This is a genomic window from Vibrio sp. FE10 (assembly GCF_030297155.1).
GTDB classification, from domain to species: domain Bacteria; phylum Pseudomonadota; class Gammaproteobacteria; order Enterobacterales; family Vibrionaceae; genus Vibrio; species Vibrio apostichopi.
Genome location: NZ_AP028068.1, coordinates 106,242 through 122,833, shown reverse-complemented (window position 1 = coordinate 122,833; position 16,592 = coordinate 106,242). Strand labels below are relative to the sequence as shown.

Sequence of the window (16,592 nt, the reverse complement as noted above, 5' to 3'; positions counted from 1 at the left end):
TAGCTGCTAGCTCTTAGCCTTCGAACATTTCAATATATTCTTCGTAGCCTTCTTCAGCCAATTTATCTGCTGGGATAAAGCGCATAGCGGCTGAGTTCATGCAGTAGCGTAAACCTGTTGGCTTTGGACCATCTTTAAAGACATGTCCTAGATGAGAGTCACCAAATTTACTGCGAACCTCTGTTCTTGGGTAAAGCAGCTTGTAGTCAGTAGTCGTTACGACATAAGCCTCGCTAATTGGCTGTGTAAAGCTCGGCCAACCTGTACCTGATTTGTATTTGTCTTTTGAAGAGAACAAAGGCTCACCTGTTACGATGTCGACGTAAATACCTTCTTGCTTGTTATCCCAGTATTTGTTGTCAAACGGGCGCTCTGTTGCGTCGTCTTGTGTCACATCGTATTGCAGTGAAGTTAGAGACGCTTTGATCTCTGCATCAGACGGCTTGCTGTATGTCTTAGCATTGGCTGTCGCATTCTTACCATCGATGATCTGACGGATCGTTTTCGGGTTTTCTTTTCTATCATCACCGAAGACTTTATCTAGGTACTGATCACGACCAGAAGCGTAGCGGTAGTAGTTGTAACGAACCTTGCTCTTCTTGTAATAATCTTGATGGTAATCCTCTGCTGGCCAGAACTTTTCAAACTTAATCAGTTCAGTTTTTAGTGGTTCACCAAAGATCTGAGCCTTATCGATTTCCATCATGAAGCTCTGAGCGACGTCTTTTTGCTCTTGGTTATGATAGAAAACCGCAGGTCGATATTGTGGGCCTCTGTCAACGAATGAACCTTTGTCATCAGTTGGGTCCATGTGTCTGAAGAATTGGTCAAGCACCTGTTCGTAACTCACCACATCAGGGTTATAAGTCACGTTGATCACTTCGATGTGACCAGACTTACCTGATGAAACTTGTTTGTAGGTTGGATTTTCTAATTCACCACCAGAATACCCAGAGATAACATCGGTGACGCCAGTCAACTTCTCCAGATCGGATTCTGTACACCAAAAACAACCACCGGCCAGTGTCGCGATTTCACTTTTGCCTGAATTCGCCGTTTTATCCATTGTATTGGCAGTGCCAGTCTGGCTCACAAACAGCGAAATCAGTGGTAGCGCAACCACGAGTGATACCAATATTTTAGATAATTTATTCATAGATACCTCATCTTGACGTTCTTTTCATTCGATTTTGAATGTACGAATAGAGACAGGTTTTAGATGGAAAAAATTGCACAATTCATGAAATAAATATCTCAAACAGAAATCTTGCTCATAAATGCTGCCAGTAGTAGGGTGTAGGCATTGATTAAAATACCAAATAATGATGACGGTTTTCGTACATCTAAGGAACAACATGCAAGCAGAAGTTAAATGGGTCGAAGGCTTTAAATTCCTAGGTCAATCTCAATCAGGCCATTCTATCGTTATGGACGGAAGCGGTGGTGCTACAGCGCCAAGCCCTATGGAGATGGTGCTGATGGCCGCTGGTGGTTGTAGCTCTGTTGATGTCGTAGATGGTTTGAAATCGGCAGGCCAGAACATCACAGGCTGTAATGCAAAACTTGAAACCACACGTCGTGAAACGGCGCCAAAAATCTTCACTGTGATTAATATTCATTTTGAAGTATCTGGTGACAACCTTGATCCTGAGTTGGTTGCTAAGGTCTGTGCGGATTCGTTAGAGAAATACTGTTCAGTATGCCTAATGCTGGGCGCGGGCGTAGAGATGACCCACAGCTGGGAAATCATCTAGTCTGCTGATTGTACAGCAGGTATGAGGCTGATTTTTGCGGCTTAAGGCTTAATGCTTACGGTTTATAGGCAGAGCCAGATGAAGAAAAGGGCGGAGCACTTTCAAGTGCTCCGCCCTTATTATTTTAGCTAAGGTAGAGTGCTATTATTCGGCAGCTTCTACGATAACTTCTTCAACTTTCACTTCTTGCTGGTATTCAAAACCAGGGATCGTTGCGTCAACACGACGGTTTTGAGCACGGCCTTCAGCTGTATCATTCGATGCAACTGGGTTTTCTTCGCCTTCACCTGTTGCAGTGATGCGGTCAGCAGCAATGCCTTGCTCTTCGATGTGTGCAGCGACTGCAGCAGCACGTTTCTTAGAGATCATCATGTTGTATTCAGCTGCACCTGTTGAGTCAGTGTGACCAACAACAACAACGTTTGATTGAGGGTGAGCTTTAAGTACTTCAACCAATGGTTGTAGTGCAATCTTACCGTCTGTAGACAGTTCAGTGCTGTTAGTCGCGAACATTTCTTGAGAGTAGCTCTCTGTTTGCGCTTTAGTCACAACGACTGTTGTTTTCTCTTCAACAACAACTGCTGGCTCTGTGATTGACTCAGATGGCGCTTGAGTCACTGCTACTGCAGAAGCTGCTGCTGCAGCCGCTGATGCAGTTGTGTTACCTGTACCGAAGTTGTAGCTAACACCAACAGAAAGTAGGTTCGAGTTTAGGTCTTGAACGAAGTTGTCGTCGAAATCATCAAAGTATTGGTATTCAACACGTAATGCCCAATCAGAAGACAGTTGCTTCTCTACACCGATACCAGCAGAAAGAACAACGTCATCTTCGCCACCGTGTGAAATGTATGCAGGCCCCGCTTTGAAGAATACGTCAAACTCTTGTTGTACTGGTAGACGGTACATTGGAGTTAGAGAGATTGCGATCAGTGGATCGCTGAACGCAGCTGTTGTGCCGTTCTTTGAAAAGCTTGTCTTGTAGTCGCCAAGGAAGTCTGAGCTTAGCTCAATACCAAACTTGTCATTAAAATTGTAACCAGAGTAGATGCCAGCACCAATTGCATCATCATCACACTTTTCACCGCTTACGCATGCGCTGTCTAGCCAGCCCACGCCCACTTTTGCACCCACGTAAGTCGTTGCAGCAATAGAAGGAGCTGCTGCTAAGCCTGAAGCGGCTACAACAGCACACATGATTTTTGACAATTTTTTCATAATCTTTTCCTTGGATTAACTCTTATTTTTATCTGAACTTACCAGTAAAACGATCACTTATTGAGTTACGACACTGCTTATAATAAGTAAATCAAGGTGTTGGTTCAGGTGAACCTATTTCTTTCTCAGTACTTATATTGTTAATCTGATTGCGTATTGGAGTCAATGAAATTGTTAAAAATTATATATTTAAGATGCCTTTATTGTTGATTTTATCATTTGTTGGAATGCTTATATTTAAGCTATAGCCTAGCCTCGTCCATTTACCAGTGGCTCAAAGGGGAATAGGTCAAAAACTTGCTCTTTATCATGCTTATAAAGCAAAAATCCCCACCCAATATGTTTAACTCGAATGAGTACATGATTGGATAGGGATTTGAATTAGAACGATCAGAGATGTTTTTCGCGCACTTTACATCATGCGAGTAGCTCGACTTTGTTTATGGACGCTCACCCGATAGTAAACGTTTCTCGATATCGGCGATCACGCTAGGTAAGTCGGCAATAGTATCGATCAGGTAGTGCGGGTTTGATTTGTTTAGCTTAATGCTTGCTTTTTCTCGTGCAGCTGCAAGTGTCGCTTCGTCGGCATCCACATATTCTTGGTAGGTTAAGCCTGCTTCGTTGCCCGATAGTACAAGGCCTACTGTCCACATGCCTGCGTTGTGGCCTTCATCGATACCTGGAGCAGCGTCATCCACTTTCACACACGCAGCGACGTTCGTCACACCTAAGTCAATGGCGTTTTTAAGCGCCATGAATGGAGCGGGGCGACCGCCTTGCGGTAAGTCATCAGTCGCTACTACGTTGTCAGGAAGATAACCGTAATCTGCTGCAGCTGGAATCAGTACGTCCATCACTTCACGTGGGTAACCAGAACAAGAGCCGATTTTTACATTCTTCTCTTTTAGGTTATTTACCACTTCAATGGCGTTTAAAATTGGTGCTGCGTGGTCTGCTACTTTTGCTTTCTGAAGAGGCATGAATGCCGCGTAGATCGCATCAACGTCTTCACTGGTCATTGAGCGCCCGAATTGAGCATTCCAACGAGCGTCAACAGCTGGAATTCGACCCACCGCTTGGATGTGATCCCATTTGCCGATACCCATAGGTTCACGTGCTTCTGCTAGAACAATATCAAAGTCGAAACCTTGCTTGAATGCTTCAACAAAAATACTGGTTGGAGCAAACGAGCCGAAATCAACGATAGTGCCAGCCCAGTCAAAGATAACCGCTTGGATAGGTGATGTTGTGTTCATAATCGTGTCCTATTGTGTGTCACTTCCCAGTTCAAGTTATTGGAAGGACGAATGATTGTTTTAGGTTATTGGTTAAAATGTTGATTTAGAGAATGAATTAAAGATATTCAAAATCTTTGCAGACTTTTGCTATCGCTTTTTCGAAGACAGACAGAGCGACTTCTAGTTCGCTGCGGCTGATGATCAATGGTGGGCTCAACTGAATCACGTTACCTTGTGACACCTTAAAGTTCAGGCCATCGTTCAGGCATTGGTAAAGTACGGCTTCTGCTTCATCGAACGCTCGGGTTTTGGTGATATGGTCGGTGACCAACTCAACCCCCCATAGCAGCCCGATGCCGCGCACGTCACCAATGACTGGGTATTTCTCTTTCATTAGAAGCAGTTGTTCACGCACGAATACGCTGTCTGCTTGCACTTTTTCAAGTAGATTTTCTTGTTCAATCACTTCCATGGTGGCCAGTGCTGCCGCGCAGCCAATAGGGCTTTTCTCATGGGTGTAGTGACCCAGTGATACTTGCGCTGCCGTGTTGTATTTATCTTTGGTGACCATGGCTGCAATTGGAACCAAGCCGCCGCCAAAACCTTTACCGATACATAGGATGTCAGGTTCGATATCAAACGATTGGTGAGTGAACCACTCGCCGCTACGCCCCATGCCATTTGGGATGTCGTCGATGATCAACATGACGTTGTGTTTGTCACAGATCTCACGAATGCGCTTCCAATAAGCCTTACTTGGCACTTGAACGTCGGTGTTGCGAACTGCTTCAGCAATGAAGGCTCCAATGCCACCTTCTTTTTCAATGACGTACTCAAGGTAATCGGCATAGTGCACATCACATGCAGTCTCATTGTTATCGCCTGCGCTTTGCCCGTGAAGCGATATAGAGCCATTAAGGGGGAAAGCACCACGATAAGAGACTGCTGGTGGGATACGTTCTACGCCAGCCATTAACGGCCCCATACCTTCGCGGAAACAGGCTTCACCACCCACTGAAATTGCATCCAGCGACGCACCATGGAAGGAATCCCACAATGAAACGACTTTGAAGTTGTTGGTGACATGTCGAGCCAGTTTGAGTGCCATACCGATAACCGATGTACCACCTGGCGCAAACAAAACACGGTTTAAATCGCCACCACAGATCTGCGTAAGCTTTTCTGCGCATTGAACGGCAGTTTCATTGGTAAAGCGACGCGGTGAAAACGGCAATGACGCCATTTGCTGAGTCACTTTATTGATGATGTGTGGGTGGCCATAACCTAACTGATGGACATTGTTGCCGTGAAAGTCCATGTATTTCTTGCCCGTCGCATCTTGAATATAGATGCCTTCAGCGGCTTCAAGTGTGTCTAGACAAGGCGTTGACATCGCTTGATGAAGAAACACGTCAGAGTCACGCTTTAACATCACTTGTGTCGCATCATCGTTTAGCGACTCATTCCATTTCTCACGCGCTGGCGTGGTGTTCACATCGCCTTCGCTTCGAAAGTGCGTCGCTTTCAGAACTGGCTCTTGATTGGTCGTCGTCATTATTTGATGTCCCAGTACATAGCGTTTTTCACCGCACCAATGAGGGCTTCAATGTCTGACGGGTAAACCTCACCGATGTTGCCGATACGGAAGCAGTTTGCGTTTGAAACCTTGCCCGGATAAATCACAAAACCTTGTTCTTTCAAACGATCATAGAATTCCTTGAATTGGTAATCACTATGAGTTGGAGAGTAGAAAGAGGTGATGATAGGTGAATGAAGGTCATCATTAAGCAGTGGTTCAAAACCAAGAGAGCGCATGCCAGTAACCAATGTGGTTTGATTGGTTTGGTAGCGATTGTGACGAGCTTCAATGCCGCCTTCTTGTTCTAGTTCAAGTAGGGCTTGGTAGAAAGCACGTACCGTGTGAGTCGGAGAGGTGAAGCGCCATTTACCATGGTTGCTTTCCATGCAGTGCCATTGGTCAAACAAATCAAGGCTTAATGATCGAGCTTGGCCTTTACACTTCTCGAGATCCGATTGTTTAGCAATAACAAAGCCGAATCCAGGTACACCTTGAATGCACTTGTTTGCTGAGCTGATCATGTAATCGATACCTAAGTCAGCAATATCCATAGGAATACCGCCAAAGCTCGACATCGCGTCAAGAATGACGGTTTTGTTGTGTTGTTTTGCCAATTTGGCAATCTCTTCAATTGGATTCAGCATGCCAGTGGTGGTCTCACAGTGCACAATCGCCACGTGAGTAATGTCTGAATCCATGGCCAATGCCGTTTCCATTTCGTTCAAGTCAGGCTGTGATGTTTCACCTGGAGAAACGACATGGCATGGAATGTTTAAATATTCTGTGATTTGAGCAATACGAGCACCATACGCGCCGTTATCAACAACCAGAAGCTTACCGCTGTTAGAGATAACACTACCAATCGTTGCTTCAACTGAAGCCGTACCGCTACCTTGCATTAATACGCTTGTGTAGCCCGGTTGCTTGGTGGCTAAAGTCACTAGCTTGCTACGAATCACTTCAACAACGTCTTTGTTGTATTCATCATCCCAAGTACACCAGTCTTTTAGCATCGCTTGGCGAACGGTTTCAGAAGTAGATAGAGGACCCGGTGTCAGTAGTAAGTATTCGTTTCTCATGTTCAATTCTCGTGATTGTCATTTTGGACTATACCAATATTCAGGGCTACTTTAACAACCAATTTAAACGGTCGTAAATAGCCTAAACATCATTTTCACAAAAGCTTCATATTCAAATCTGTCACTTATCTTGAGAAAGCTTTCGATCTTGAAACTGCCATTTTTTGTTCATTTAACCGTCACAAAAGTCGATTAGGTTAATACTCGTTATCTGGTACATACCAAGTTGAGAGTGTGTGCTAACAACCTAAATGAATTTATGGATATAGGTGCTTTTTAAGGCTTCTAACTTCTAACCTTGGCATTGAGCCTGACTGGAGAAAATGATGAAAAACCGTTTTATGAAAGGATCACTTGCAGCATTAGTTACTCTATTAGCTGGTAATGCTTATGCAGCACAGGAAGTGACGGTTTACACCGCTTTTGAAACTGACATTTTAGCGAAGTACAAAAACGCATTTGAAAGTGAAAACCCAGACATCAACATCAAATGGGTGCGTGATTCTACCGGGATCATGACGGCGAAATTATTGGCTGAGAAAAACAACCCTCGTGCAGAAGTAGTATGGGGTCTTGCGGGTTCTTCTATGGCTTTGCTTAAAGAAGAGGGCATTCTCAAGCCTTACACACCTCAAGGTGTAGAAGCGTTGCGTGCACACCTTAATGACCCACAATCTACTCAAGCTTGGTATGGCAATGACGCATTCTTCAATGCAGTTTGTTTCAACGAAGTGGTAGCCAAACAACTTAACTTACCTGCACCTAAATCTTGGGATGACCTAACGAAGCCTATCTATAAAGGCCACATTGCGATGCCAAACCCAGCGTCTTCTGGTACGGGCTACATGCAGGTTTCAGCTTGGTTACAGAACATGGGCGAAGACCAAGGTTGGAACTACATGCAGAAGCTAGACCAAAACATTGCTCATTACACGCACTCAGGTTCGAAGCCATGTGTTCAAGCCGGTATGGGTGAAGTGGCTATCGGTATTTCTATGGCGAGCCGCGGTGCGAAGCTAAAAACTCAAGGTGCGCCACTTTCTGTGATTACGCCTGAAGGTATCGGTTGGGAATCTGAAGCGGTAGGTCTTGTTAAGCCTTCGGATGCAGCGCAACGAGTTATCGATTGGTCTATCTCTAAAGCAGCGAATGAACTTTACATCGAAATGTACCCAGTTGTTGGCCACCAAGATGTTACAGGTAAAGCCGAGAATTTCCCGAACGTAGAGAAGAACATGGCAAAAATGGACTTCGCTCGTATGGGCAGTGAACGTGCAGATGTTCTGAAAACATGGTCTGAGAAGTTTGACGCTAAATCAGAGCCAAAATCTTAATCTGTTGAGCTTTTTAGTTCATGAGCTTCTAGTTAATTATCTACTGAGCTTATTAGACACGTAGTCCAATAGATATGCAGCTCATTAGAAGTTAGAAATCAGTAAAGGAAGGCTTCGGTCTTCCTTTTTTAGTTTTACGCCTTTAGGTTTTAAGTAAGGTACAACAAATGAAAAAGCACTACGCATATTGGTTCAAGCAAGCATTGGAACAGGAGTTTGGCAACATCAACGCGGGGCTAGAATCCGCTAAACCGCTTCAAAAAGACGTTAACTGTGATATCGCTATTGTTGGCGGTGGTTACACTGGTTTATGGACGGCGATTTTAATCAAACAGCAACAGCCTCAAAAGCACGTTGTGGTGGTCGAAAAAGGTTTGTGTGGCAGCGGTGCTTCTGGCGCTAACGGTGGCTGTATGCTGACGTGGTCGACAAAGTATCCAACGCTGAAAAAACTCTATGGAAGAGAGCAGGCGAAATGGCTGGTTAAGGAGTCTGAAAAGGTCATTTACGAGATCGAAGCTTTCTGTAACGAACACAATATTGATGCGCACCTGTATCGCAGCGGTACTTATTACACGGCGACCAATGAAGCGCAAAAGGGTGGAATGGAGCCAGTCGTTAATGAGTTGATCAAGCAAGGTATCAATAGTTGGAAGAAGTGCGATCAGTCATTGCCTGATAAAGCGGGGTCAGATCGTCATATTGAAGGTTATTACTCAGAAGCCGCGGGCAGTGTGCAACCCGCTTTATTGGCTCGAGGCTTACGCCGAGTTGCTATTGATCTAGGTGTCGAAATTCATGAAAACACAGAGATGACTTCGCTCGATTACGGCTCTCCGGCTCGCATCCAAACTAAGGGCGGATCTGTCTTTGCCGATAAAGTTATTTTGGCGCTCAATGCGTGGATGCTCGATCACTTCAAAGAGTTCAAACGCAGCATTGTGGTTGTTTCATCAGATATGGTTGTCACTAAGCCTATCCCTGAAAAGCTCAAGCAGTTTGGCCCTGAGAAAGGAGCCGCGGTGGTCGATTCTCGAATCTTTGTTCATTACTACCGAGACACCCAAGATGGACGGCTCATGTTGGGCAAAGGCGGCAATAAATTCTCATTTGCGAATCAAGTCGAAAGTATGTTCAATCAAACCTCCAATTATCTTCCGATTCTCAATCAATCCTTCCAAAAATTGTTCCCTAAACTTGAGCAAAGTGAATTCGATTACAACTGGTCGGGTGGTTCAGATCGTTCCGTCACAGGATTGCCATTTTTCGGTAATCTAAAAGGCCAAAACAACATCTATTATGGGCTCGGTTACTCAGGTAATGGCGTTGCTCAAACTCGTATGGGCGGAAAGATTCTGTCATCCATGGTACTCGGAACCGACAATGCTTGGACGTGTTGTGGGTTAACCAAAGGACCCCTTGGGCATTTTCCACCAGAGCCATTCCGTTGGGTAGGAGCCATGATGGTTCGGGATGCGGTACGAAGAAAAGAGAACGCGGAAGATTCTGGAAACACGCCTTTGTGGCTGGATAAGCAATTGGCAAAGTTGGCGGGTGCGGCAGGTAAAGCCGACAAGGTGGAGTAAATACGTGGTTTAGATTGATCATTGCCAGTTAAGTCTAAGTCGTTTTGGAAGTAACAGTAGATTTGAAACAAAGTTGGTTTTTAAGCAAGAGCTGAGTTCGAAGTGAAATTTGATTTGAAGTGAGAATTGATATGACGACCCCTCTGTATGTATTTGATCTAGAAGAAACACTCATGGACGGTAATAGTGCCATGATTTGGAACGAATTTTTGGTTGAGAAAGGCTTGGTTAATGATCCTAGTTTTTTGAACGAAGAACGCCGGTTGATGACGTTGTATGTTCAAGGGATTCTTAATGAAGAGGCTTATCTTACGTTTGTTACTCGTCCACTCAGCAATAAAACACACCGAGAGGTGTGTGATTTATTAGAGGAGTGCATCGACCGCAAAGTTCTGAGCAAGATCTTCCCTCAAGTTATGCGTGAGAGTTGGTCGTCAAAAACACAAGATCAGCCGATGGTCATCTTATCTGCCGTTGTTTCATTCGTTCCTGCATGTGTGGCGAAAAGGCTCAATATTCCGAATGCGGTCGGCATTGAATTAACGGAAGAGTCTGGTCAATATACAGCTAAGATTTTAGGTCTGCCTAACCATCCATATGGGAAGTTCGTTGGCCTAAAAGAGTGGGCTAGGGAGTACCATAGCGCGTTTAGTCAGCAGCAAGGTGGCGAGTCAATCAACGACTTACCACACTATGAATTGGCTGACCGCCCTCACTTAGTTAATCCACATGAACGCTTAAGCACTCGAACAGATTCTATTCCGTGGTGTGCGGTGCACTGAGCTTAGGAGCAAGAGGTATAGCCATAAGCAATCATTGATATTCGGCGGTGAAAAGTACATTGGCTTTCATCGTCGAATACCCTTTATTGTTAAATATCTTTTATTGTTAAATACTTCTCGAACGGCAACCCTTTGCTGTAAGTTATTGAACACTCGGGTTTGTTTAATTCGCGTCATCCTCCGCTAGAATGAATTTTATTTCTGCAATATAACTGTCACTTAGCTTCTATAAATTTGTCACTCAACTGCAATATTCAAAGTTTAAATTTGGTATATACCATTTAAAGAGTGCTGTAGTATGAGCAACCAAACTTATTTGAATATTGAAAACGTTGTAAAGCAATTTGGCCAATTTACAGCGTTAAAGGACATCTCCCTATCGATCGATAAAGGTGAGTTCGTTTGCTTCCTTGGCCCATCTGGCTGCGGTAAAACGACACTACTACGTGCGATTGCAGGACTGGATTTACCGACCTCAGGCTCGATTGAGCAAAATGGAACGGATACGACCTTCCTACCTCCTGAGAAGCGCGATTTTGGCATTGTATTCCAGTCTTATGCTCTGTTTCCTAATCTGACGGTAGAAGAGAACATCGCGATTGGTTTGAAGAACCAAGGGATGTCGACTAAAGAAGCTCTGGAAGCGGTAGAGTCTTGGTTAGAAACCATTGGCTTACCAACATCTGGCCAAAAATACCCGAATCAACTGTCTGGTGGACAACAGCAACGTGTTGCTCTTGCTCGCGCCTTGGCATTGTCTCCAGGTTTGCTACTCCTCGATGAACCGCTCTCTGCGCTTGATGCGAAAGTAAGAACACATCTGCGTGACGAGATCTGTCAATTGCAGCGTAAGTTAGGCATCACCACCATCATGGTGACTCATGATCAAGATGAAGCTTTAACCATGGCCGATCGCATTGTGGTCATGAATCATGGTGTTATCGAACAAGTGGGTGCTCCGCAAGAAATCTATCAAAACCCAGTCAGCCGCTTTGTCGCTGAATTCGTTGGTAGCATGAACTTCATTCAAGCTTCTGTTGCTGCCAAGGGTAAAATACGCATTGCTGAGTCGATGTTACCGTTGCCAGTTCTAGATAACATGACCCCAAAGCATGGCGATCGTTTTGATATCGCGGTGCGTCCAGAACAAATTCAGTTTGTTGATCGTTTTAACGAGTCTTTGCCAGTCAGAATCGTATCGAGCGAGTTCCTAGGGGCTTTCTATCGAGTTGAGTGCGAATTACAACATGATTCAACGGCGAAAGAGATCATCGTTGATGTGTCAGTCAAAGAGTTCAATCGATTGAAACTGCGTCGCAGCGATATTCGTTACGTAGCGTTTGATGAAGAAGGCCTGAGAGCTTATCCCTCTGAAAGCTTACAAGCGATGAAAGACGAGGCTGCGTAACAATCATGGAATTGACTCAAATGATGGAATCTAAGCTGCTTATTCAACGACGAATGCAACCTTTCGTTGCTCGCTTAAGTAAAGACAACGTAATTCTATTTGGGCTTTTGGCATTTTTGTCCGTAGTCATGACGCTATTCATTCTGATGCCACTTTGGGCAATGTTGAAGAAAAGCGTTCAGAATGCAGATGGCGATTTTGTAGGTTTACAAAACTTCGCCACCTACTTTTCTTCTCAAAGCCTTTGGCAATCAGTAGGTAACACCTTCACTTTGGGTCTGCTAGTAACGGTTGTCGTTGGCGCATTAGCGTTTGGTTATGCCTATGCGTTGACTCGTTCATGCATGCCTTTTAAGGGGCTTTTTCAGGTGTTGGGCTCAGCGCCGATTCTAGCTCCTTCTTTGCTTCCTGCGATCAGTCTGATCTTCTTATTTGGTAATCAAGGTATCGCCAAAGAAGTGTTAGGGGGCAACTCGGTATACGGCTTGATTGGTATTTCATTAGGCTTAATATTCTGGACGTTTCCCCACGCCTTGATGATTCTGACTACCTCACTCAGAACGTCCGATGCGCGTCTTTATGAGGCGGCACGCGCACTCAATACTTCATCGTTCAAAACCTTTTTCATGGTGACATTACCTGCGGCAAAATATGGCTTGATCAGCACTCTGATCGTAGTGTTTACGCTGGTGGTTTGTGACTTTGGTGTGCCAAAGGTGATTGGTGGCAGCTACAACGTTCTATCGACTGACATCTTTAAACAAGTGGTAGGGCAACAGAATTTCTCTATGGGTGCAGTGACCAGTATTTTATTGCTGTTGCCAGCATTACTCGCGTTTACCGTGGATCGCTGGGTTCAAAAGAAACAGAAGAGCTTGTTTGATACTCGATCTGTCGCGTACCAACCAGAGCCAAATACGATGCGTGATGGCTTGTGTTTCCTTTATTGTTCCATCATCTCTGCTGCTGTGGTTATCGTGCTGGGTATGGCGATATACGGCTCTATGGTTACGTTCTGGCCTTGGAACAAAGCGCTCACGTTGAATAACTACAATTTCGCGGAGATGAGTACCTATGGTTGGACGCCGTTCTTCAACTCTCTAACGCTCGGTGCTTGGACTGCTATTATCGGTACGGTTCTGATTTTCCTAGGTGCGTACTGCATTGAGAAAGGCAGAGCGTTCGGTCCAGTTCGTCAGGCAATGCAGATGCTCAGTGTTGTGCCGATGGCGGTTCCGGGGATGGTGTTAGGTTTGGGATATATCTTCTACTTTAATGACTTGAGTAACCCACTTAACTTCTTGTATGGCACGATGGCGTTCTTGGTCATCAATACCGTGGTTCATTATTACACGGTAGGACACATGACGGCGTTAACGGCATTAAAGCAGTTACCTGACGAAATTGAAGCAACTGCGGCCTCAGTTAACCTACCGCAATACAAGTTGTTCTTTAAGGTGACGGTGCCCGTTTGTCTGCCTGCGATTTTAGATATTGCGACATACCTGTTTATTAATGCACTTACCACGACATCTGCGGTAGTATTCTTGTATTCTACCGATACGATACCTGCGTCAGTTTCAGTATTGAACATGGACGATGCGGGGCAGACCGGTGCAGCGGCCGCCATGGCGGTGATGATCATGATATCTGCGGCAAGTGCGAAGTTGATTCATATGTTAATCAACAAGTTATTCGAGAAGCGCACCCAAGCTTGGCGTAAACGTTAGCGAACCAATTTATATTGCAGTTGGCCAAGGAATGGCTGACGACAAGAACAAGAATGAAAGGAAATTAAGTGCAGTACGTAAAAATTAAAGACGTCATCGTAGAACAGATAGAGTCGGGGATGTTAACGCCACGACAGAAGCTGCCTGCAGAACGTAAGCTGGCTGAATCGTTTGATACGACACGAGTTACGTTGCGCGAAGCTTTGTCTTCACTTGAAGCGGAAGGGCGCATTTATCGAGAAGACCGACGTGGTTGGTTTATCTCACCGGATCCGCTTCGTTATGATCCAACGCAAACGCTAAACTTCACCAATATGGCTTTGTCACAGAATCGTAAGCCGAAAACAGAGTTGGTCGCGGCAAAAGGTATGTTAGCAACCAAGGAAGCAACTAGGCTTCTTGAGCTTCAACCTTTTTCGGATGTTTATCGAGTAGACAGAGTTCGTTACCTTGAAGACAGGCCGGTTGTGTATGTGACGAACTACATTCGACCTGAGTTGTTTCCTAACTTGCTTGATTACGATTTGTCTAAATCCTTGACTGACATCTACCGCGAACACTTTGGTGTGGTCTATCAGAAGATCCGCTATCGCGTGAGCACAACGTCTTTATTGGGTGAAACGGCGCAAGCCCTGCGTGCGACTTCTGGCTCTCCAGCGATGGTGGTTGAGCGTGTTAACTACAATCAAAACGGTGATTTGATTGACTGCGATATTGAATATTGGCGTCACGACGCGATCAGTATTGAGTCAATCGCGCAGCTAGAACGTTAATCTCTCAGCTAGTTGGAAAGCTAACCTGCCAATTAGAACGCTAGTCATAAAGCTAGAACGCGCATCGTATTGGTTGGCACCTGCAATTTTGTAGCGTGCCTAAGTGAAACGATCAAAGGTCTCTTATCTGGAGGCCTTTTTTATCCCTTGTTTTCAGCGACTGTTCTTATCAGTTATCAATTTAGGAATGAAATGGAATTCTCTGCCATCATCATCGTGATCATTTCGGCTTTGCTTCATGCGGGTTGGAATGTTTTAGGTAAATCTAATCAAGGATCGGGCTCGTCTTTCTTCTTAGCCTCTGGGGTTGCTGCCGCAGCGATATTGACGCCATATCTGATTTGGTATGTTCACAGTGTAGGGCTATCAAATATCTCACTTCCATTTTGGCAATTGGTTTTCTTGAGTGGGATTTGCCAAATCGTTTATTTGATTGGGTTGGGTGCTGCCTATAAACAAGCTGATATCGGTGTGATCTATCCAATGGCACGAGCACTACCGGTGTTAATGGTTGGCTTGGGTACCGTATTGATTGGCTATGAACTGTCACCGAATCAATGGATTGGATTTGCACTGATTACATTGGGTTGTTTGTTTGTGCCGCTTAAACAATTCTCTGAGTTGAGGCTTAAGGCTTACCTTAACCTTGGTGTGTTGTGGGCGTTAATCGCCGCGATAGGTACAACGGGTTACTCCATTATTGATAAAGAGGCGCTTCTATTATTGGAGCCTATTAGCACACCTAGCATTACCAATAAGCACACAGCGGTTTTCTATTTAGGCATTCAGTTTTGGGCGATTGTGATTCCGCTGAGTGTTTGGTTATTGGTAACCAACCAAAGAATCGAGTTTACTAATGCTTGGATACTGCGAAAGAAAGCCACAGTGGCCGGCATCATGATGGCTTCGACTTATGGTTTGGTGTTATTTGCGATGACTATGACAGAGAACGTCAGCTTGGTTGTGGCACTTAGGCAAGTAAGTATCATCTTCGGCGTAGTGATGGGGATCTACTTTTTAAAGGAAAAGTGGCACATGACTCGCGGTGTAGGCGTCATTTTTATCATAGTTGGTTTAGTTATCTCACTGACTTAAGAATCATCTTGAGGTTTTGGAAGTTTGAGCTTTTGCGTTAGAATTAAAAACGCCCTTAACGAGATGAATTTCGGTAAGGGCGTTTTAGGATTCGAGAATCAACTTTAGCCAGCGAGCGCCTTAGCATCCTGTTGTTTCAATACTTTGTGACCATCTTCAGTCACGCCACGTTTCCAGTAACTGCTGATGTAGATGTTCTCTTTGGCGACTTCTTTTTCGTTTCGGAAGTACTGTCTTAGTTCACGCATGCTTTCAAATTCACACGCTGTCCAAATCGAAACCTGACCGTCTAACCATTCTGAATTGCGAACCGTCTGTGAAAGTGTTTCTTCAGTTTCATCTTCAATTAACCAAGTGACCTTGATCCCTTGAGGGACTTCAAGTGTTTGCTTATCTGCTGCCGAATTAATCTGAATGACAGCATGGCCCGTTGCTGTTTCTGGAAGTGTTTTCACTTTTGCAGAAAGCGCAGGCAGTGACGTCATGTCTGCCACTAAGAAGAACCAGTCAGACTCAAGATTTAGCCCTTGAATCAAACCTGGGCCAGCCACTGAAATCGTGTCACCCACTTCTGCGTTCATTGCCCAGCGTGCGGCAAAGCCACATTGCAAATCTGTGGTGATGTGACGAACGAAATCTACCTCAATCCACTTTTCTACAAGGTTGTATTGTCGAATGGTGTAGGTGCGCATGGTTGGACGCTCACCTTCACTCAGTTGGCTTAAATCGGTTGTGCCTAATGGCGAGAATAAAAGCTTGATGTAGCCGCCAGCACATTCTGTTGGATACTTACTTAATCCCTCACCGCTAAGCGTTAGACGCTGCATGTTTGGAGTAATGGTTGAGGTTTGAGTAACGGTTAATGTGATAGGACTAGGCTTGCTCATATAAGGCTCTCTTAGATTTTGATTTCCACATCATAATCCTGAACCAGAAAACACTCAATACTAATAGTTATCATTTACTTTTATTTACACAGGCGCAACGTAACTTGAATGCTCTGATCTATATTGGCA

General features: G+C 44.7%; 13 protein-coding genes and 1 pseudogene. 8 read left to right on the top strand and 6 right to left on the bottom strand.

Going from position 1 to position 16,592, the window contains the following annotated elements; translation table 11 throughout:
- Window positions 1-13 precede the first annotated feature (13 nt).
- Complete coding sequence (gene msrB / locus QUF19_RS17670; protein WP_286301614.1) at window positions 14-1,156, bottom strand: peptide-methionine (R)-S-oxide reductase MsrB; 1,143 nt, start codon at window positions 1,154-1,156, stop codon at window positions 14-16.
- A 199-nt stretch (window positions 1,157-1,355) separates the two neighbouring features.
- Between msrB and QUF19_RS17665 the strand changes: the two genes are divergently transcribed.
- Window positions 1,356-1,754, top strand: a complete 399-nt coding sequence (locus tag QUF19_RS17665; protein WP_102434180.1) for an OsmC family protein — start codon at window positions 1,356-1,358, stop codon at window positions 1,752-1,754.
- 144 nt (window positions 1,755-1,898) lie between these two features.
- On the opposite strand, the gene QUF19_RS17660 is transcribed toward QUF19_RS17665, so the two are convergent.
- The 4 genes from QUF19_RS17660 to phnW all read right to left on the bottom strand — a co-directional run bounded on the left by QUF19_RS17660 (window position 1,899) and on the right by phnW (window position 6,868).
- On the bottom strand, window positions 1,899-2,969 hold the full coding sequence (locus QUF19_RS17660; protein ID WP_286301610.1) for an OmpA family protein: 1,071 nt from the start codon (window positions 2,967-2,969) through the stop codon (window positions 1,899-1,901).
- A 440-nt stretch (window positions 2,970-3,409) separates the two neighbouring features.
- The gene (phnX, locus tag QUF19_RS17655) at window positions 3,410-4,228 is read right to left on the bottom strand and encodes a phosphonoacetaldehyde hydrolase (protein WP_286301607.1); all 819 of its coding nucleotides are present in this window, start codon (window positions 4,226-4,228) and stop codon (window positions 3,410-3,412) included.
- 97 nt (window positions 4,229-4,325) lie between these two features.
- Window positions 4,326-5,765: an aspartate aminotransferase family protein gene (locus QUF19_RS17650; protein WP_286301606.1), complete on the bottom strand. Its 1,440-nt coding sequence runs from the start codon at window positions 5,763-5,765 to the stop codon at window positions 4,326-4,328.
- A complete protein-coding gene (gene phnW, locus QUF19_RS17645) occupies window positions 5,765-6,868 on the bottom strand; it encodes a 2-aminoethylphosphonate--pyruvate transaminase (protein WP_286301604.1) in 1,104 nt (367 codons plus the stop codon). Before phnW ends, QUF19_RS17650 begins: the two co-directional genes overlap by 1 nt.
- A 323-nt stretch (window positions 6,869-7,191) precedes the next feature.
- Here phnW and QUF19_RS17640 point away from each other — a divergent pair, with 323 nt between their 5' ends.
- The 7 genes and pseudogenes from QUF19_RS17640 (at window position 7,192) to QUF19_RS17610 (ending at window position 15,576) form a co-directional block, all read left to right on the top strand.
- The gene (locus QUF19_RS17640; protein ID WP_286301602.1) at window positions 7,192-8,202 is read left to right on the top strand and encodes a putative 2-aminoethylphosphonate ABC transporter substrate-binding protein; all 1,011 of its coding nucleotides are present in this window, start codon (window positions 7,192-7,194) and stop codon (window positions 8,200-8,202) included.
- A 167-nt stretch (window positions 8,203-8,369) separates the two neighbouring features.
- On the top strand, window positions 8,370-9,788 hold the full coding sequence (locus QUF19_RS17635) for an FAD-dependent oxidoreductase (RefSeq protein WP_286301599.1): 1,419 nt from the start codon (window positions 8,370-8,372) through the stop codon (window positions 9,786-9,788).
- A 131-nt stretch (window positions 9,789-9,919) separates the two neighbouring features.
- A complete protein-coding gene (locus tag QUF19_RS17630) occupies window positions 9,920-10,570 on the top strand; it encodes a haloacid dehalogenase-like hydrolase (RefSeq protein WP_286301597.1) in 651 nt (216 codons plus the stop codon).
- Between the two features lie 298 nt (window positions 10,571-10,868).
- Window positions 10,869-11,978: a putative 2-aminoethylphosphonate ABC transporter ATP-binding protein gene (locus QUF19_RS17625; protein ID WP_286301594.1), complete on the top strand. Its 1,110-nt coding sequence runs from the start codon at window positions 10,869-10,871 to the stop codon at window positions 11,976-11,978.
- A gap of 71 nt (window positions 11,979-12,049) precedes the next feature.
- Window positions 12,050-13,708 (top strand): annotated as a pseudogene (locus QUF19_RS17620) (putative 2-aminoethylphosphonate ABC transporter permease subunit); the annotation flags it as partial.
- Between the two features lie 68 nt (window positions 13,709-13,776).
- On the top strand, window positions 13,777-14,481 hold the full coding sequence (phnR, locus tag QUF19_RS17615) for a phosphonate utilization transcriptional regulator PhnR (RefSeq protein WP_102433816.1): 705 nt from the start codon (window positions 13,777-13,779) through the stop codon (window positions 14,479-14,481).
- A 192-nt stretch (window positions 14,482-14,673) separates the two neighbouring features.
- Complete coding sequence (locus QUF19_RS17610) at window positions 14,674-15,576, top strand: EamA family transporter (RefSeq protein WP_286301588.1); 903 nt, start codon at window positions 14,674-14,676, stop codon at window positions 15,574-15,576.
- Window positions 15,577-15,680: 104 nt separating this feature from the next.
- Here QUF19_RS17610 and QUF19_RS17605 read toward each other — a convergent pair whose 3' ends face one another.
- Window positions 15,681-16,463, bottom strand: coding sequence for a siderophore-interacting protein (locus QUF19_RS17605; RefSeq protein WP_286301587.1), 783 nt, complete (start codon window positions 16,461-16,463; stop codon window positions 15,681-15,683).
- Between the last annotated feature and the right edge of the window lie 129 nt (window positions 16,464-16,592).